This is a genomic window from Bradyrhizobium sp. 197, from assembly GCF_023073375.1.
In the GTDB taxonomy this organism is placed as follows: Bacteria; Pseudomonadota; Alphaproteobacteria; order Rhizobiales; family Xanthobacteraceae; genus Bradyrhizobium.
In genome coordinates this window covers 86,783-103,868 of sequence record NZ_JADPJJ010000162.1, presented here as the reverse complement: position 1 = coordinate 103,868, position 17,086 = coordinate 86,783, and the positions used below count along the sequence as shown (strand labels likewise).

Below are 17,086 nucleotides of genomic sequence, written 5' to 3'. Positions count from 1 at the left end.
ACCGCCTCCCAATGCATAGGCCCTGCCAAGAATGACCGATTCCGTCGTCACCCGCTTCGCTCCCTCGCCGACCGGCTTCCTCCATATCGGGGGCGCCCGCACGGCGTTGTTCAACTGGCTCTATGCGAAGAAGCACGGCGGCAAGATGTTGCTCCGGATCGAGGACACCGACCGGGAGCGCTCCACGGAGGCTGCGATCGGCGCCATTCTCGACGGCTTGAAATGGCTGGAGCTCGGCTGGGATGGGGACGTCATCTATCAGTTCAGCCGCGCCGCCCGCCACCGCGAGGTCGCCGAGCAGCTGCTCGCCGGCGGCAAGGCCTATCGCTGCTACGCCACCGCCGAGGAGCTCACCGCGATGCGCGAGAAGGCGCGCGCGGAAGGCCGCACCCGCCTCTATGACGGCCTATGGCGCGACCGCGATCCGGCGACGGCTCCAAGCAACGTAAAGCCGACGATCCGGCTGCGCGCGCCGCAGACCGGCGAGACCGTGATCGAGGACCAGGTCCAGGGCCGCGTGGTCTGGCAGAACGAGAACCTTGACGACCTCGTGCTTTTGCGCGGCGATGGCAATCCGACCTACATGCTCGCGGTAGTGGTCGACGACCACGACATGGGCGTCACCCATGTCATCCGCGGCGACGACCATCTGATCAACGCGGCCCGCCAGAAGCAGATCTACGATGCGATGGGCTGGACGCTGCCGAGGATGTCCCACATCCCGCTGATCCACGGCCCGGACGGCTCAAAACTGTCGAAGCGCCATGGCGCGCTTGGCGTCGATGCCTACCGCGCCATGGGATATCTCCCGGCCGCACTCCGCAACTACCTCGTGCGGCTCGGCTGGAGCCATGGCGACCAGGAGATTTTCTCGACCGAGGAGATGGTCGCCGCGTTCGACCTCGCCAGCGTCGGCCGCGCCGCGGCGCGCTTCGATTTCGCCAAGCTGGAAAACCTCAACGGGCATTACATCCGCAATGCCGACGATCAATCACTCGTGAAGATGTTCGAGGACGTGCTCGACCACGTCGTGCCCAGCCGCGACGAGCTTAAGGCCAAGTTAAATGACACCACGCGCGCGCAGCTCTTGAAGGCCATGCCGGCCCTGAAGGAGCGCGCCAAGACGCTGATCGAGCTGATCGACAGCTCCTATTTCATCTTCGCCGACCGGCCGCTGGAGCTCGATCCGAAGGCGGCGGCGCTGCTGACGCCGGAAAACCGCAAGCTGATCGGCCAGCTTCATTCCGCGCTGGAGAAAGTCGAGACGTGGAGCGGCGCCGCCACGGAAGCCGCGCTGCGTGCTTTTGCCGAGGAAAATAGTCTCAAGCTCGGCGCGGTCGCCCAGCCGCTGCGGGCGGCGCTGACCGGACGAACGACGTCGCCTGGTATATTCGAGGTTTTGGACGTCTTGGGACGCCAGGAGAGCCTGGGCCGGCTCAAGGACCAAGCCAAGGCCTAGTCTACGACGTAAGTCGACCATGCGTGGCGCCATCTTGCAGCGCACACAGCAATAATATACCCATCTCACCCGTACCTTCTGGAACATCCGGCCTGCCCCAACATCTGCTTAGGGGCCTTCCGGGTCCGGCCCGTTTCACCATACATCGGGGACCTCTGATGGACGCAAAACCAAGCAACAAGACCGCCACACTGACGGTCGGAAACAAGAATTTCGATCTTCCGATCCATAGCGGCAGCGTCGGGCCTGATGTCATCGATATAGGCAAGCTCTACGCACAGTCCGGCCTGTTCACCTACGATCCGGGCTTCACCTCGACCGCGAGTTGCCAGTCCAAAATCACCTATATCGACGGTGACGCGGGCGTGCTGGAATACCGCGGCTATCCGATCGAGCAGCTCGCCGAGAACGGCGACTTCCTCGAGACCTGCTACCTCTTGCTCTTCGGGGAGCTGCCGACCGCCGCACAGAAGAAAGATTTCGACGACCGCGTGATCCATCACACGATGGTCCACGAGCAGATGGCCCGCTTCTTCCAGGGCTTCCGCCGCGACGCCCATCCGATGGCGATCATGGTGGCCGCGGTCGGCGCGCTCGCCGCGTTCTATCACGACTCAACCGACATCAACGATCCGAAGCAGCGCATGATCGCTTCCATGCGTATGATCGCGAAGATCCCGACGCTGGCGGCGATGGCCTACAAGTACACGGTCGGCCAGCCCTTCGTGTACCCGAAGAACTCGCTGAAGTTCGCCGAGAACTTCCTGCACATGTGCTTCGCGGTGCCGTGCGAGGAGTACAAGATCAACCCGGTGCTGGCTGACGCGCTGGACAAGATCTTCATCCTGCACGCCGATCACGAGCAGAACGCTTCGACCTCGACGGTGCGTATCGCCGGCTCCTCCGGCGCCAACCCGTTCGCCTGCATCGCCGCCGGCATCGCCTGCCTGTGGGGCCCGGCGCATGGAGGCGCCAACGAAGCCGCGCTCGCGATGCTCGCCGAGATCGGCTCGGTCGACAACATTCCCGAGTTCATCGCCAAGGTGAAGGACAAGAACTCTGAAGTCCGCCTGATGGGCTTCGGTCACCGCGTCTACAAAAACTACGATCCGCGCGCCAAGATCATGCAGAAGATGTGTCACGCCGTGCTCAAGGAGACCGGCCATGGTGACGATCCGATGCTCAAGGTGGCGCTGGAACTGGAGCGGATCGCGCTCAGCGACCAGTACTTCATCGACCGCAAGCTCTACCCGAACGTCGACTTCTATTCGGGCATCACGCTGAAAGCGATGGGCTTCCCGGTCTCGATGTTCACCGTGCTGTTCGCGGTCGCCCGCACCGTCGGCTGGATCAGCCAGTGGAGCGAGATGATCGAGGATCCGCAGCAGAAGATCGGCCGTCCGCGCCAGCTCTACACCGGCGTCACCAAGCGCGACTACGTCGCGATCAAGGATCGGAAGTAAGTCTTAGCCTCACGACGTTTGAAACGGCGCCATCGTCTGCGATGGCGCCGTTTTTGTTTGGCGCTCACCTTGGGGTGGGCAAAGCGGAGCGTGCCCACCATCTTTCCGCGACCGGCATAGACAGCGTGGGCACGCTTCGCTCTGCCCACGCTACGAAACGGGTTGGACCGCTCCCCATCTTGCTGCCGCGCACAACAACAAGTCCATGCATCGAGCCGCAAGTGCCTTGACAGTTGAAGCGCTCCGCGCGCAAATCCTTACCCTAAGTAAGAATAACGACAGGGATGGAAATGCCGGAGCAGCCGAGAAGTCGGCGGCAGACGCGTGCTGCCATTTTGACTCATCTGCTTCAGTCGGGCGGCTCGTTTCGCCCGCCGCTGGCCAGGGCCGTGCGCCTCTCGGAAGCGAGCCTGTCGCGCATTCTGTTTGATCTCAAGGCCGAAGGCCTGATCGAGGAGGTGCGGCGCCCTGCCCCTTATGTCGGCGGCCCGACGGGCCTCGTGTCGCTCGACGGCTCGGTCGCGCTCGCGGCCTTCGAGCTGAGCACCCAGCGTCTCAGCGTCGGTGTTGGGGGCCTGTCGGGTGAGCTGCACTACACCGGACACGTGCCGCTACCGAAGACGCCGACCGTCGCGACCGTCGGCCGGGCGTTTGGCGAGGCGATGACATTGCTGCGCGACTGGACGCGGCGCCGGCGCATCCCCCTCGCGCAGATCGGCGTCTCCATTCCGGGCCTTGGCCGGTTCGGCGCATCGACCAATCCGATCATTCCCTGCGACGTCGGGCGTATCAGCGAGATGCTCGGCGAGACGTTTGCCGGCGTGCCGGTCGAGTTCACCAATTCGGTGGTCGCGCACGCCATTTTTCACCGCTGCCGTACGGAGAATTATCCATTCAGCGGCGCGCATCTCTTCGTCTTCGTCGGCCAGGGCGTCGCGGGGACCTGGATGGATGATCCGGTCGAGGACGATGCGCTCCAGCCGGTCGAGCTCGGCCACATGGTGTTCGAGCCCGACGGACCCCGTTGCCGCTGTGGTCATCATGGCTGCGTCGAGGCCTATACGTCGCTTCCAGCCTTGGCCGAGCTTCTTGGCGTCGCGGAGGCCGAGTTGCTTCAACTCGGCAGCGAATGGCTGACCGCAATGCCGCTTTCGCCGCGCGTGCGGCAGGAGTTGCGCCGGCGGCTGTTTCGGCTTGGCCTCGCGATCGGCAACACGCTGAACGTGAAGCTATGCCACGGCGTCGCGATCAGCGGCTGGCCGTCGCTTCTCATCGAGGACGATCGCAACGCTCTCGTCGACGGGATCGACGTCTGCCTGTTGGGCGGTCGCAAGGATGCGCAAGTGTCGCTTGCTTTCGTGCCGCCGTCGAATGGCAATGATCCGCGGGCGGCGCTGGCATTCGCGGCGTTCTGCCTCGCTTGCCGCGGCGGCATGCCGGCCGCATCGACCGAGGCCGCCTGAGATACCTGATACCGCGCGGCTCTCGCGCGAAAGAGTTCACACCGGGAGGAACTTGCCATGCCGATCACGACAACAAGGCGCCGTCTGCTCGCTGGATCTGCTGCCGCGCTTGCGCTCCCGGCATTTGCCCGCGCGCAAGGCGCGGTCAAGCCGCGCCTGACTGCGATCTCACAATGGTCCGCAGGTAGCGACGGGGCGGCCATCACGGCGCTCGGCAAGAAATTCGAGGAGAAGGGCGGGATTTGGCAGCACTCGCCGGTCCCCGGATTCACCACCGAGATGATGAACAAGCTGCGCGCTCAGATCATGGCCGGCGATCCACCGGCCTGTTCGCAGCTCAAAGGTCCCGAGATTGCAGCCTGGTCGAAGATTGCCCCAACCGTCAATCTCGACGCCCTTGTTGCCGCCGCCGGCTACGAAAAGGTCGTCGCTCCAGACCTTGCACGATTGCATAAGCCGGGGGGCAAATGGATCGCACTGCCGCTGCAGATCTACAGCACCAACATGCTGTTTCTCTCCAAGCGCGCGATGGACAAAGCCAAGGCCGACAAGATCCCCGTCACATGGGCTGACTTCAACGACCTTGCCGAGAAGATGAAGGCGGGCGGTGTCGCCTATCCCATCGCCAACGGTGGTACGCGCCCGGACGATGGACAGAAATTCGAGGCCGCTCTGGCCGGCATCAGTCCCGCCTCATACCGCGCAGCCATCATGAATCTCGACAAGAAGGCCTTGGAGGGTCCCGAGATAAAGGCTGCCTTCGCACAGGTGCGCAAGATCGCCGACTGGATGGACCCGAACGTCGGCGCCCAGCACTTTTCGACCAACCTGAAGCGCTTCATCGACGGCGACATGGGCATGATGATCATGGGCGGCTGGGCGCAGGGCGTATTGCGCAATGCCGGTTTCAAGTTCGACGACTTCATCATCGCCCCGGGCCCGAGCGACAATTCCAAGCCGGTTTTCCTGTTGAATGCCGATGCCTTCATATTCTGGCAGCGCAAGGAGCCAGATCTGCAGGCGGGTCAGGCGCTGATGGCCCAACTCGTCATGGATCCAGCAATCCAGACGATGTATTCACAGATCACGGGATCGATACCCGTGCGCACAGATGTCGATCTTTCCGGTGAAGGCTGGTCGGACGGTCAACGGCGGACCGCAGCAGCCCTGAAAGACGCTATCGCCAGCAATCAAGCGGTCCTCAGTCTCGCGCACAACATGGCGCAGGAAAACGGCATGACCGCAGCGATGATCGACGTGATCACGGAGTATGTGAAGAACAAGACGGTTACACCGGAGCAGGCGGTCACCCGTCTTGCAGAGGCCGTCGAGGGCGCGCGTTGACCGACACCGTCTCTCCAGCGACGCGGCCGGGCTGGCCGGCGACCTCTGACCTGGTGCGCCGGCTGCCCGAATACCTGATGATCTGGGTGCCGCTGCTGCTGGCGGCGGGGCATCTCGTCTCGTTCTCGCTGTGGACGATCTGGGTATCGTTCACGCCCTCCACCCTTGTCCCAGTTTCGGGCTGGGTGGGTTTGCGCAACTACACGGCGGTCTTGTCGTCGCGGAACTGGCAGATCGCGTTCGACAACTTGCTGTTGTTTGGCTGCGCTTTCGTGGTGCTGAGCTTGATCACCGGCCTCATGCTCGCGATCCTTCTCGATCAGCGCATTCGCGGCGAGAACGTGCTGCGATCCATCTTCCTGTATCCCCTGGCGGTGTCGTTCGTCGTCACCGGCACGGTCTGGAGCTGGCTGCTCAATCCCGGCCTTGGTATCCAGAAGCTCGCTCACGACCTCGGCTGGACCTCGTTCCGGTTCGATTGGCTGCTAGACCGCGACATGGCGATCTGGACCATTGTCATCGCTGCGATCTGGCAATCTTCGGGCTTCGCCATGGCACTGTTCCTTGCCGGCCTTCGCTCCGTCGACGCGGACATTATCAAGGCCGCGCAGATCGATGGCGCCGGACCTATCCGGATCTATCGGCGGGTCATCTTGCCGACGCTATGGCCGATAACCATCACCGTCGCCGTGATCCAGCTGCAGTTCGCGATTTCGGCCTTCGACCTCGTCCGCGCTCTCACCAACGGCGGGCCCGGAATCGCGACCCAGCTGCCGGCACTCGTCGTCTACGATCTGATGTTCCAACGTGGCCAGCTCGGCCGGGGTGCGGCGGCGGCGGTGCTCATGTTGCTTATTCTTCTCGCGGTGCTGCTGCCGTATGCAGCGTGGCGTTATTTTGAGCGACGGCGGACGACCCATGCGTGATCGAGCCTTCGCACCAAGCCGAATGTTGATCTATCTGCTCGTTTTGGCGATCGCTGCAGCATGGCTCGCGCCATTGGCTGTTGTCGTGCTGAACTCGCTCCGTAGCAACGAGGAGATCGCACAGGCCTCGATGATCGGCTGGCCGAAACAATGGGCCTGGAGCAACTACGCCGTTGCCTGGAGCGGTTTCTGCGTCGCCGAGACCTGCGCCGGCCTCCGGCCGTACATGTTGAATTCCGCGCTCGTCACGATTCCCGCGACGATTTTCTCTACCCTGCTCGGTGCTATCGCCGGTTACGCCGTGTCTCTCTGGCGATTTCGCGGCGATAGCTGGATCTACGGCATCGTGACCCTTGGCCTCTTCCTTCCCCAGCAGATGCGCTTGCTTCCCTGGACCATCGTGTTGCGGGATATCGGTCTCATCAACACGCTGACGGGTCTCGTGCTGATTCACACGATCCAGGGGCTCTCCTTCACCACGCTGTTCTGCCGGAACTACTACGTCGCCATCCCACATGAACTGATCAGCGCCGCGCGCATCGATGGCGCCGGGTTCTTCCGCATTTTCTGGCGCATCATTCTGCCGCTCTCGTCTCCGATTCTGATCGTCACCGTGATCTGGCAGTTCACGCACATCTGGAACGAGTTCCTCTACGGCGTGACATTCACGACCGGCCAGCAACAGCCGGTCACGGCTGCCCTCATCGCGCTATCTGCCGCGATCGCAGATATCCCGCAGCACGGCGTACAGAGCGCTGCGGTGATCATCGCGGCGCTGCCCACTTTGTTGATCTATCTCCTCGGCGGCAGGTATTTCGTGCGCGGCCTGACTGCCGGGGCCGTGAAATGATTGGATTGTCATGGCAGCACTAAGCATTCGCTCCCTGTCGAAGCGCTACGCCAATCTGGAAGTGCTGAAGGGGATCGACCTCGACATCGAGAGCGGCGAGTTCACCGTGCTGGTCGGCCCGTCCGGTTGCGGCAAGTCCACGCTGCTCAACATCGTCGCCGGGCTCGACCGCCCGAGCGCAGGCACCGTGGAAATCGGCGGACGTGTCGTCAACGACATCCCGCCAAAAGACCGCGACATCGCCATGGTGTTCCAGTCCTATGCGCTCTATCCGTCGATGACGGTGCGCCAGAACATCACCTTCGGCATGGAATGCCGCCACGTACCGAAGGCTGAACAGGAGAAGGCACTGGCGAACGTAGCCCGCCTGCTCCAGATCGAGCCGCTGCTCGGCCGCAAGCCGTCGCAGCTCTCCGGCGGCCAACGCCAGCGCGTGGCGATGGGTCGGGCTCTGGTCCGCGATCCCCTGCTCTTTCTGTTCGACGAGCCGCTCTCCAATCTCGACGCCAAGCTGCGCGTCGAGATGCGGATGGAGATCAAGCGGCTGCATCAGCGCATCGGCGCCACCATCATCTATGTCACCCACGACCAGATCGAGGCGATGACGATGGCGACGCGCATCGCCGTGATGCACCGGGGCGTGGTGCAGCAGTTTGCCGACCCCGATACCGTGTATCGCTATCCCGCTAATCTGTTCGTGGCCCGTTTCATGGGCTCACCGCCGATGAACACGATGCCGGCTCGGCTCGAGGCCGATGCCGGCGGGCCTGTGGCCGTGATCGGCGCAGGAAGGCCGGACGAGGTCCGCCTCCGCCTTGGCCAATACGACGCGGCAGCGCGCTTCGTCGGCCGTGACGTGGTGGTCGGAATCAGGCCGGAATGCATCGCCGAGGGCAATCGCGTGTTTTCCGGCGATCCGCCCGTCGTCGTCGACGCGCCGGTGGAAATGGTCGAGCCGACCGGAGCCGAAACGATCGTGCTGCTGCGGCTTGGCGGCGAGCCTGCGCTGGCGCGCATCACGCCGGATATCCGGCCCACGCCCGGGGCGACTGCCTCCTTCGCGCTCGACACGCGGCGCATTTGCCTGTTCGACCCCGAAACGGAGCGGCTGATCGCATGACCAGGACCACCTATTCCAGCCTTGCCGGCCGCGTGGTGTTGATCACCGGTGGCGCCAGCGGCATCGGTGCCGCCTTCGTGCGTGCCTTCGCAGCCCAGAAGGCACGCGTTGCCTTCTTCGACCTCGATGCGAGCGCCGGCGAAGCACTGGTCGCGGAGGTGGCGGCGGCGTCCGGCACCGTACCATTGTTCGTGCCGTGCGATCTCCTCGACATCGACGCCTTGCGCGGCGCCATGGCGCAGGTCCACGGATCGCTCGGCGATGCCGCGGTCCTCGTCAACAACGCCGCCAACGATAAACGCCAGGTACTGGCCGAGGTGACGCCCGCCGAATTCGACTGGACGATCGGCGTCAACCTCAAGCACGTCTTCTTTGCGGCTCAAGCCGTGGTGCCGCAGATGCAGGCGCGCGGCGGCGGATCGATCATCAACATGTCGTCGATTGCCTGGATGCGCGGCGCGCCGGCGCTGCCGGTCTATGCTGCGGCAAAGGCCGCGATCGTCGGCTTCACCAATTCGCTAGCCCGGTCGGTCGGTCCCGACCGCATCCGCGTCAACGCGATAGCGCCGGGGATGGTGATCACGGAGCGTCAGCGCCGGCTGTGGTATCCGGACGAGCAGACCATCGCCGAGCTGCGCACGCGCCAGGCCATTCCCGATGCGGTGACGCCCGACGACATCGCCAATATGGCGCTGTTCCTCGCCTCCGACGAGAGCCAGCGCATCACGCGCCAGTGTTTTCAGGTCGACGGCGGGATTGGCTAGCCGCTCCAGGCGAACTGTTCGTTGCGGCTCCTGCGACGCTTCATACCATCCTGCTAGGATCGAAACTGCTCATTGAAAATGCCATAGACCACATCTAAACTGTAGATAGAGTGCGACTAATCATTAGAACGACAGATTGAAACACAGCAGAATTTGCGCGGGATGAAAACCGTGGACTGACCAATACCATTGAAGCTGGATAAGAGCCGCCGGCGCGTGAGCCGGATGGGGAGCTGGATCGAGAACCAACCACGGGGATGCTCCATGGATACGCTTTGGCGGTTCTTTCTAGTCAAGAAGAATCGGGACGTCCTGGCTTGGCTCGGCGGGGGAGCCGTGGTCGCCATAGCGGGCCTATGGACGGCCTACGTCCAACTGCAACCCAAACAAGCCGCCCACGATGTTGCGCCTGTCTCCGCGAACTGCGGCAGCGTAGCGGCGGGCGGAAACATCAGCGGCGCCACCATCGTGATGAACGGACCGAAAGACTCAGATTGCAGCAGTAAGCAATGAGGCAGCAATGTTTCGTGGCACATTCGTCGTTGTAGCCATCACGCTTCTGATCGCGAACACCGTCCAAGCTCAGGTTCAGGCCAACTTTGGAAGTGTGGCGGCCGGCCGCGACATTGTGAATTCCGTGATCAACATCGGCGTCGATGATCTCGTCAAGAAATACAAGGAAGATGCCCAGGATCTGAAACAGAATAATGCAGACCTGAGGCAGAACAATGCAGACCTAAGGCAGTTCAACGCAGAACAAATCACCCGGCTCGCTGAACTTCAGAAGAAGCTCGATCTGAACGAACGACAAATTCGCTCGGCTCTCTTCATTTTGGGCGAAACAAACCTGTCACCGGACCAGCTCGCACCCACATTGGTGCAGATCGCCAGCCAATACAAACTGCTGAGAGACCAGGCCCTCACCAGGCCGACGGACTCTTCAGAGACCTCCACCCTGAAGAACGATGCCCGGAAGGCCATCGACACCGGGGACCTAGCCGGGGCCGAGGCCCTGCTCGCCAAGGTCGAGGACCTCCAACGGGCAGCGTTGCTCAATGCGACCCGCAATCTCGCCGCCGATGTTGCTGAAACGGCTGCAAGCCGAGGCGAGGTCGCCATGACGCGGTTACGTTACGTCGAAGCCGCGACGCATTTTGCCTCCGCGGGCAACATGTATGCACCCGTATTCGACAGTCCCAAGGCGCTGGACTATCTCGAGCGCGAGGCCGATGCGCTCTATCTGCAGGGCGAAGAGTTCGGCGACGACAAGGCGTTGCACCAGTCCATAGAGCGGCGCAGAGCGCTGCTGGAACGGCTGCCTCGCGACAAGATGGCTCGGGACTGGGCCCGCAACCAGCACAATCTTGGCCTGTCTCTTGACACAATTGCGCAACGCAGCAGTGGCGCCGAGCCCATCCTTCTCCAAAGCATTGAAGCTTACCGCGATGCCCTTCAAGTGATTACGCGAGACAAGTCTCCTCTCGACTGGGCCAACATACAAAGCAACCTGGGAAGCGCGCTCGCCCAACTCGAAGAGCGCTCTCCCGGGTCCGGGCGAATGGAGGAGGCGATCGCCGCCTACCAGGAAGTACTCAAGGAGTGCTCGCGAGAGAAGGCTCCGCTGCAGTGGGGCGGCATTCAGACAAATCTTGCGGCCGCCTATCTGAGGATTGCCGAAACCGAGAGCGGCACCGAGAGCTTCGAATTGGCCTTGAAGTCTTTCGATCTCGCTCTGCAGGAGGTTACCCGGGAGCGCGATCCGGCGGCCTGGGGGACGATCCAGAATGACCTAGGTTCGGCGCTGTCCAAATTGGCAACCCGGAATGGCGACCAGAAAATGCTCGCTTCCGCAATCGACGCGTATCGGGCTTCGCTAGCGGTCAAGACGAGGGAGCGATATCCTTACGACTGGGCGACGACGACCTATAATCTTGCTGGCACGCTGTCCGACCTTGCGAAGGACGACTCCGGGGTAAAGCTGCTCGACGAGGCGGCGATCTCCTATCGCGCAGCTCTCCAGGAGATCACGCAGGAACGATCCGGACTGGTCTGGGCAAGAGCCCAGACGAACCTGGGCAACGTACGGCTACGCCTGGGACGCTTGCGCCCAGGTACAGCCGACCTGGAAGCCGCGCTTGCGGCCTACACGGAGGCAACAAAGGAATGGACAATTGATAGTTCGCCTCTCGACTGGGCCATGGAACAGGACCACATCGGCGACGTTCTCTTCCTGCTTGCGATACGGACTTCGCAATCCCAGCGCTTCCAGGAAGCGGCCGATTCGTATCGACAGGCAATGGCAGTTAATCAGCGTGCCAACCGCATCTTCGACGCAGCCAGGAATCAAGCGGATTACTGTGTGGTGCTCTGGCTGGCGGGCGACCGAACCAGCGACGAGTCCAAGAAGTCGGAAGCACAGCAATCATGTCAGCGGGTGGTGCGTTTAGCGATGGCGGTTGCGAACGCGGGAGATCGGATGCCGGCAGCAACGAGATTTCAAGCGGCCAAGATTCTCGGTGACCTGACCTACAAATTCGTTTTCGTTCGTGACTACGACGAAGCTGTTCGCATAGCAGATTTTGTCATTCCTTCATTTCCCGAACTGAGCTGGGTGCAAATAAACAAGGCGCATGCCTTGATGCTGTCCGGGAAGACGCAGCAAGCTCTTGAAATCTATCAGGGTCTCATCTCAGGTCCCGATGCAGCCGACTTCAAGCAATCAATCCGCACCGACTTTCAACAACTGCGCAGTCTTGGACTCAATGCTCCGCTCATGGAAACTGTCGAAAAGAACATCAAAGACTAGCCTGTCCGGCGGCCCTTGCGCATCGTCGCCAGCACGATGTCGGCGGCAAGCACGCTCGGCGGCTTGTTGCCGGTCGCCATGATCTGATCGAGCTGGACGAACGCTTCGACCTGCTGCTTGCGCAGCGGCGAATCCGTCAACAGCTCCGACAGCGCAGGCGCCAGCTTCTCCGGCGTGCACTCCTCCTGCAGAAACTCCGGGATGACATCCTTGCCGATCACGAGATTGGCGAGGATCACCGAGGAGACGCGGATCGCGCGGCGCAGGATGAAGGCTTCGATCACGCTGACGCGATAGGCCGTCACCATCGGAATGCCCGACAGCGCCAGCTCCAGCGTCACCGTGCCGGATTTCGCGAGCGCTGCATGCGCGATCCGGAAGGCGGCGCGCTTCTCGTTTTCACCAACCACGATCTGCGGCTTGACCGGCCAGTTCGCGATGCCTTCGCGGACGGTCGCTTCGAGATGCGGCGTGGTCGGCAGCATCAGTTCGAACGCGCGGCCTTCCGTCTGCAATCGGCCGAGCGTCGCGCCGAACACGTCAAGATGGTGCCGGATCTCGCTGCGGCGGCTGCCGGGCAGCACCAGCAAAACCGGCAGCTCACCGTCGCGGCGCTTCTGCTCCTCCGCGTTCGGTCGCAGCGACGGCAATTGCTCGATCAGGGGATGGCCGACATAGCTGCATGGCGGTCCGCCGAGCTTGCGATATTCCTCCGGCTCGAACGGCAACAGGCCGAGCACATGGTCGACATAGCCGAGCATGGTCCGCGCCCGTCCCGGCCGCCAGGCCCAGAGCTGCGGCGAGACGTAGTCGACGATCGGGATTGCTGGATTGCGCGCCCGCACGCGGCGGGCGACACGGTGGGTGAAATCGGGACTGTCGATGATGACAAGCGCGTCCGGCGCGGACTCGGTCACAGCCTCCACGGTCTCGCGGATCAGCCGCAGGATCTTTGGCAATTGCTGCACGACCGCGGCGAAACCGACGATCGAGAGCTGCTCGATCGGAAACAGCGTCTCGAGCCCCTCGCGGGCCATGGTGCGGCCGCCGACGCCTACGAACTGCACGCCGTCGCCGAGCCGCTGGCGCAGCACCTTCATCAAGGCGCTGCCGAGCCGGTCGCCGGATTCCTCCGTGGCGATCAGGAATATCTTGCGCGTGGGATCGCGGCCTTGCATCATGCCGGCAGGCCGATGACGAAGAGATATTTTGTGTCGGCGAACGCGATCATCGCCTGCGGCTCGGCGGCGATGGTATTGCCGGCGACGACGGCAATGCCGGCGAGCCCCGCGACGGCGACGCCCTCGAGGGTGCGCGGGCCGATCGTCGGCAGGTCGAAGCGCAAATCCTGCCCGCTCTTTGGGACCTTCACCAGCACGCCGCGCCCGGTGGCAGCGCGGATGCGGCCCTCTTCGCGCAGGCGCGCCACGCGCGCGAGCAGCGCATCGGTGCCCTCGATATCCTCGACCGCCACGACATGGCCGTCGATCACAACCGCGGCCTGGCCGATGTCGAACGGACCGAGCGCGGTCAGCACCGCGCGTCCGCGCTCGATGTCGGTCTTGCCGGTGTCGCTCGGCCAGGCGCGGCTGATGCAGCCCTCGGGCATCAGCAGGTCGGGCGCGACATCCCGGATCCCGACCATGCGAAAGCCGCCCTGCTCGAGAATGCGCCCGACGCCGGACAACAAATGATCGTCGCCACCGCGGAAGGCGCGGATGACATTGCCGAGCAGCCGGAGCGTTGTGAAGTCGACCCGGACCTCCGAGAGCGAAGGCCTTACCAGCGTGCCGATGAAGATCAGGTCCCGGCAGCCTTCTTCGCGAAACAGCCGCATGGCGCGGCCAAGCTGGCCAACCGAAATCCAGCGGTGACGGAATTTCTCCACTCGCGCCGGATCGCAGGCCCCCCGAAGGGGAAACAGCACCGGTGTGATGCCGCGGGCGGCGAGCGAGTCGGCAACCGCGAACGGCATCGCGCCGCCGCCTGCGACCACGCCGACCGGTGACGAAATCTCCGAAGCCGCCGATGTCATGCCCGCGGCCATCCCAGAACTCACTTCGCGATGGCGGGAAGACAGAGCGGGCGATGCTTGCCCTTGCCAATGAAGTCGAGGATTTCGGCGATCGCCGGATCTTCACCGGCGAGCGGCCGCGCCGTCTCCAAGCGTTCGGCAAAGGTGCCGGGGCCATGGAAGAGTTTCTGGTAAAACGCGCGCACGGTCGCAAGCCGCTGCTTGGTAAACTTGCGCCGCTTCATGCCGATTAGGTTGAGGCCTTCCAGCGCCGCATACTGGCCGTTGGCCAGCCCGAACGGAATGACGTCGTCGCGCACGCCGCACACGCCGCCGACCATCACCTGCGGGCCGATGCGCGTGAACTGATGCACCGCGGACAGACCGCCGATGAAGACGAAATCACCAATCTCGCAATGACCGCCGAGCGTCGCCGAGGTGGCGAAGATCACGTCGTTGCCGACATGGCAGTCGTGGCCGACATGGCTGCAATTCATGAAATAGTTGCGGTCGCCGACCTCTGTGATTCCGCCGCCTGTGACGGTGCCGGCGTTCATGGTCACGGATTCGCGGATGGTGCAGCCCGAGCCAATCTTGAGCTTCGTCAATTCGCCGCGATAGCTGAGCGATTGCGGCGGCGTGCCGAGCGAGGCGAAGGGATAGATGGTGCAATCGTCGCCGATCGTGGTTTGCGCGGTGATATGCACATGTCCGATCAGCTTGCAGTTCGCGCCGATCACGACATTGGCGCCGATGATGCAATAAGGTCCGATCTCGGTGCCCTCGCCGATCACGGCGCCGTCCTCGACCCGTGCGGTGGGATCAATCTTGCTCATCAAGCAATCAAACTCGTCAAGAAGGGCTGGTTATGCGTTCTGAAGTCATTCGATTTTCCGGTGGTTAGCGCGACTATGCCCGATCTGTCCAGTGACGTATCATCTCGCCGTGTTTCAAGTGCCGGATGAGGCAACCTTCCCGGCTCGTCAACAAGTTCACGCGGAGCTTCAGCTATCGTGGTCAGGGCCCTGGCACTTCTGCTCGCACAGCTCGCGGCCGCACCGATCGTCTCCGAGACCGTCGAGACCGGCGAACTTCGCCCCACCGACCTCGCGACGTTCGAATGCCGCGACATCAGCCGCAGCACGGTGCTTCAGCGCGTCTGCTACGACCGGGCGCAGCAGAACCTCGTAGTCGCGGTCGACGGCAGGTATGACCGCTATTGCGCCGTCGCGGCCGAGACCGTCGACAGCCTCCTGGGCGCTCCGTCCATGGGCCAGTTCTTCAACCGGAATATCAAGCGCGAGGCAGCCGGCAGCCGCTACGACTGCCGCGCATGAACCAGACCGTTCAGTCGGTCAGCATGGCGCCGACGTCGGCTTCCGCGACCACTTGGCCGTTGACCTTGGCATCGCCGTGAAACCACCACATCGCCTTGCGGCGCCCGACCGAGCGCATGTGATACTCGATGGTGTCGCCGGGCAGCACGGGCTTGCGAAACTTGCACTTGTCGATGGTGAGGAAATAAACCGCCCGCGGCTTCTCGGTGCCCTCGACCGACTTGATGCCGATTACGCCCGCGGTCTGCGCCATCGCCTCGATCATCATCACGCCGGGATAGACCGGACGATCCGGGAAATGGCCCTGGAACTGCGGCTCGTTGAAGGTGACGTTCTTGATGCCGATGCCGCTGTAATCGGTGCGGATGTTGATCACGCGATCAATCAGCAACATCGGAAAACGGTGCGGGAGCGTTTGCAGAATCATATTGATGTCCACAAGCTCGAACCTGACCGGTGCTTCGTCCGTCACTCCCGTTCCTCCTGCTTCGGCTCGGCCTTGCCGTCGCGCGCCAAGCGCTCCACCGCCAAGATTTCCTTGAACCACTGCCTGGTCGGCTTGGCAAAAAAACCACCCCAACGTCCGTTGGGAGGAACGTCGTCCTTGACGCCACTCATGGCAGTCACCTGAGCTCCATCCCCGATCTTGACGTGATTGTTGATACCCACCTTCGCGCCCAGCGCCACGTTGTCACCGAGGGTCAGACTGCCGGCGAGGCCGATCTGGGCTGCCAGCAGGCAGTGCCGGCCGATGGTCACATTGTGGCCGATCTGGACCTGATTGTCGATTTTGGTGCCTTCCCCGATCACGGTGTCGCGCAAGGACCCGCGATCAATGGTGGTGCCGGCGCCGACCTCCACATTGTTCTGGATCAGCACGCGGCCGGTCTGGGGTACCTTCAGATGGCCCTCGGGACCGAAGAAGATGAAGCCGTAGCCGTCCTGGCCGATCGAGCAGCCGGGGTGGATCAGCACGTCATTGCCGATCAGGGCGCACTGGATGGCGGTGCGCGCGCCGACATTGCAGTCCCGGCCGATCTTGACTCCGGGGCCGATCACGGCCCCCACACCGACCACCGTGCCGCTGCCGATTTCCACGTCCGGGCCGATCACGGCCAGGGGATCGACGATCACGCCGTCCTCGAGCCGGGCCGTGGGGTCGATGATCGCCGACGGCGCGATGCCGTCGTTACCGGTCCAGGATTGCGGCCGGAGCGCGTCGCCATGCCACTCCCGCGCGATCCTGACGAAGGCCCGGAACGGCTGCGTCGCCCGCAGCACGGCCACATGCGCGGGCACCTTGGCCTCGAAACGCGGACTCACCAGGCAAGCTCCGGCCTTGGTCGCCTTGAGCTCGTCGGCATATTTGAGATTGTCGAAGAACGTCAGGTGCATCGGGCCGGCTTCGTCGAGCGAAGCCAGACCCGTGATGATTTGGCCGCCCTTGGCGGGATCGACCAGCTCCGCCTTGGTCAGCGTGGCAATGTCAGCCAACGCTGAGGCAGGCGGTTTTGTGAAGAAGGTCGGCTGCGCCATTCCA

General features: G+C 63.1%; 16 protein-coding genes. 11 read left to right on the top strand and 5 right to left on the bottom strand.

Annotated elements, in window-relative coordinates; genetic code table 11:
* Window positions 1-31: 31 nt before the first annotated feature.
* The 10 genes from gltX to IVB27_RS35755 all read left to right on the top strand — a co-directional run bounded on the left by gltX (window position 32) and on the right by IVB27_RS35755 (window position 12,195).
* Window positions 32-1,459, top strand: coding sequence for a glutamate--tRNA ligase (gene gltX, locus IVB27_RS35800; protein WP_247447385.1), 1,428 nt, complete (start codon window positions 32-34; stop codon window positions 1,457-1,459).
* Window positions 1,460-1,617: 158 nt separating this feature from the next.
* A complete protein-coding gene (gltA, locus tag IVB27_RS35795; protein ID WP_247349235.1) occupies window positions 1,618-2,922 on the top strand; it encodes a citrate synthase in 1,305 nt (434 codons plus the stop codon).
* A 284-nt stretch (window positions 2,923-3,206) separates the two neighbouring features.
* Window positions 3,207-4,385, top strand: coding sequence for an ROK family transcriptional regulator (locus IVB27_RS35790; protein WP_247447384.1), 1,179 nt, complete (start codon window positions 3,207-3,209; stop codon window positions 4,383-4,385).
* Between the two features lie 57 nt (window positions 4,386-4,442).
* Window positions 4,443-5,729, top strand: a complete 1,287-nt coding sequence (locus IVB27_RS35785) for an ABC transporter substrate-binding protein (RefSeq protein WP_247447383.1) — start codon at window positions 4,443-4,445, stop codon at window positions 5,727-5,729.
* A gap of 77 nt (window positions 5,730-5,806) precedes the next feature.
* A complete protein-coding gene (locus IVB27_RS35780) occupies window positions 5,807-6,655 on the top strand; it encodes a carbohydrate ABC transporter permease (RefSeq protein WP_456652016.1) in 849 nt (282 codons plus the stop codon).
* Complete coding sequence (locus IVB27_RS35775; RefSeq protein WP_247349472.1) at window positions 6,648-7,505, top strand: carbohydrate ABC transporter permease; 858 nt, start codon at window positions 6,648-6,650, stop codon at window positions 7,503-7,505. Before IVB27_RS35780 ends, IVB27_RS35775 begins: the two co-directional genes overlap by 8 nt.
* A 10-nt stretch (window positions 7,506-7,515) precedes the next feature.
* Entirely contained in the window at window positions 7,516-8,625 is a 1,110-nt protein-coding gene (locus tag IVB27_RS35770) for an ABC transporter ATP-binding protein (protein WP_247447381.1), read from the top strand.
* A complete protein-coding gene (locus tag IVB27_RS35765; protein WP_247447380.1) occupies window positions 8,622-9,389 on the top strand; it encodes an SDR family NAD(P)-dependent oxidoreductase in 768 nt (255 codons plus the stop codon). The genes IVB27_RS35770 and IVB27_RS35765 overlap by 4 nt, the downstream gene beginning before the upstream one ends.
* Before the next feature lie 264 nt (window positions 9,390-9,653).
* On the top strand, window positions 9,654-9,902 hold the full coding sequence (locus tag IVB27_RS35760) for a hypothetical protein (protein WP_247447379.1): 249 nt from the start codon (window positions 9,654-9,656) through the stop codon (window positions 9,900-9,902).
* Window positions 9,903-9,909: 7 nt separating this feature from the next.
* On the top strand, window positions 9,910-12,195 hold the full coding sequence (locus IVB27_RS35755) for a tetratricopeptide repeat protein (RefSeq protein ID WP_247447378.1): 2,286 nt from the start codon (window positions 9,910-9,912) through the stop codon (window positions 12,193-12,195).
* On the opposite strand, the gene lpxB is transcribed toward IVB27_RS35755, so the two are convergent.
* Genes lpxB through lpxA form a run of 3 tightly spaced genes read right to left on the bottom strand, consistent with a single transcriptional unit; the run spans window position 12,192 to window position 15,045 of the window.
* Window positions 12,192-13,376: a lipid-A-disaccharide synthase gene (lpxB, locus tag IVB27_RS35750; RefSeq protein ID WP_247447377.1), complete on the bottom strand. Its 1,185-nt coding sequence runs from the start codon at window positions 13,374-13,376 to the stop codon at window positions 12,192-12,194. The genes IVB27_RS35755 and lpxB overlap by 4 nt on opposite strands.
* Window positions 13,373-14,230 (bottom strand): LpxI family protein, encoded by an 858-nt coding sequence (gene lpxI / locus IVB27_RS35745; RefSeq protein WP_247447419.1) that lies wholly within the window; start codon window positions 14,228-14,230, stop codon window positions 13,373-13,375. Before lpxI ends, lpxB begins: the two co-directional genes overlap by 4 nt.
* A 20-nt stretch (window positions 14,231-14,250) precedes the next feature.
* Window positions 14,251-15,045 (bottom strand): acyl-ACP--UDP-N-acetylglucosamine O-acyltransferase, encoded by a 795-nt coding sequence (gene lpxA, locus IVB27_RS35740; RefSeq protein WP_247447376.1) that lies wholly within the window; start codon window positions 15,043-15,045, stop codon window positions 14,251-14,253.
* Between the two features lie 177 nt (window positions 15,046-15,222).
* On the opposite strand from lpxA, the gene IVB27_RS35735 reads away from it, so the two are divergent.
* Window positions 15,223-15,546 (top strand): KTSC domain-containing protein, encoded by a 324-nt coding sequence (locus IVB27_RS35735; RefSeq protein WP_247447375.1) that lies wholly within the window; start codon window positions 15,223-15,225, stop codon window positions 15,544-15,546.
* Window positions 15,547-15,556: 10 nt separating this feature from the next.
* Here IVB27_RS35735 and fabZ read toward each other — a convergent pair whose 3' ends face one another.
* Entirely contained in the window at window positions 15,557-15,973 is a 417-nt protein-coding gene (fabZ, locus tag IVB27_RS35730) for a 3-hydroxyacyl-ACP dehydratase FabZ (protein ID WP_249803886.1), read from the bottom strand.
* Window positions 15,974-16,014: 41 nt separating this feature from the next.
* Window positions 16,015-17,082 (bottom strand): UDP-3-O-(3-hydroxymyristoyl)glucosamine N-acyltransferase, encoded by a 1,068-nt coding sequence (lpxD, locus tag IVB27_RS35725; RefSeq protein ID WP_247349248.1) that lies wholly within the window; start codon window positions 17,080-17,082, stop codon window positions 16,015-16,017.
* Window positions 17,083-17,086 lie beyond the last annotated feature (4 nt).

Bases quoted from the DNA above. Each gene is read 5' to 3' on its own strand.
- IVB27_RS35770 (WP_247447381.1), top strand. From the start codon at position 7,516: ATGGCAGCACTAAGCATTCGCTCCCTGTCGAAGCGCTACGCCAATCTG.
- IVB27_RS35790 (WP_247447384.1), top strand. From the start codon at position 3,207: ATGGAAATGCCGGAGCAGCCGAGAAGTCGGCGGCAGACGCGTGCTGCC.
- gltA (WP_247349235.1), top strand. From the start codon at position 1,618: ATGGACGCAAAACCAAGCAACAAGACCGCCACACTGACGGTCGGAAAC.
- IVB27_RS35760 (WP_247447379.1), top strand. From the start codon at position 9,654: ATGGATACGCTTTGGCGGTTCTTTCTAGTCAAGAAGAATCGGGACGTC.
- gltX (WP_247447385.1), top strand. From the start codon at position 32: ATGACCGATTCCGTCGTCACCCGCTTCGCTCCCTCGCCGACCGGCTTC.
- IVB27_RS35775 (WP_247349472.1), top strand. From the start codon at position 6,648: ATGCGTGATCGAGCCTTCGCACCAAGCCGAATGTTGATCTATCTGCTC.
- lpxA (WP_247447376.1), bottom strand. From the start codon at position 15,045: ATGAGCAAGATTGATCCCACCGCACGGGTCGAGGACGGCGCCGTGATC.
- IVB27_RS35785 (WP_247447383.1), top strand. From the start codon at position 4,443: ATGCCGATCACGACAACAAGGCGCCGTCTGCTCGCTGGATCTGCTGCC.
- lpxB (WP_247447377.1), bottom strand. From the start codon at position 13,376: ATGATGCAAGGCCGCGATCCCACGCGCAAGATATTCCTGATCGCCACG.
- fabZ (WP_249803886.1), bottom strand. From the start codon at position 15,973: ATGATTCTGCAAACGCTCCCGCACCGTTTTCCGATGTTGCTGATTGAT.
- lpxD (WP_247349248.1), bottom strand. From the start codon at position 17,082: ATGGCGCAGCCGACCTTCTTCACAAAACCGCCTGCCTCAGCGTTGGCT.
- IVB27_RS35765 (WP_247447380.1), top strand. From the start codon at position 8,622: ATGACCAGGACCACCTATTCCAGCCTTGCCGGCCGCGTGGTGTTGATC.
- IVB27_RS35780 (WP_456652016.1), top strand. From the start codon at position 5,807: ATGATCTGGGTGCCGCTGCTGCTGGCGGCGGGGCATCTCGTCTCGTTC.
- IVB27_RS35755 (WP_247447378.1), top strand. From the start codon at position 9,910: ATGTTTCGTGGCACATTCGTCGTTGTAGCCATCACGCTTCTGATCGCG.
- lpxI (WP_247447419.1), bottom strand. From the start codon at position 14,230: ATGACATCGGCGGCTTCGGAGATTTCGTCACCGGTCGGCGTGGTCGCA.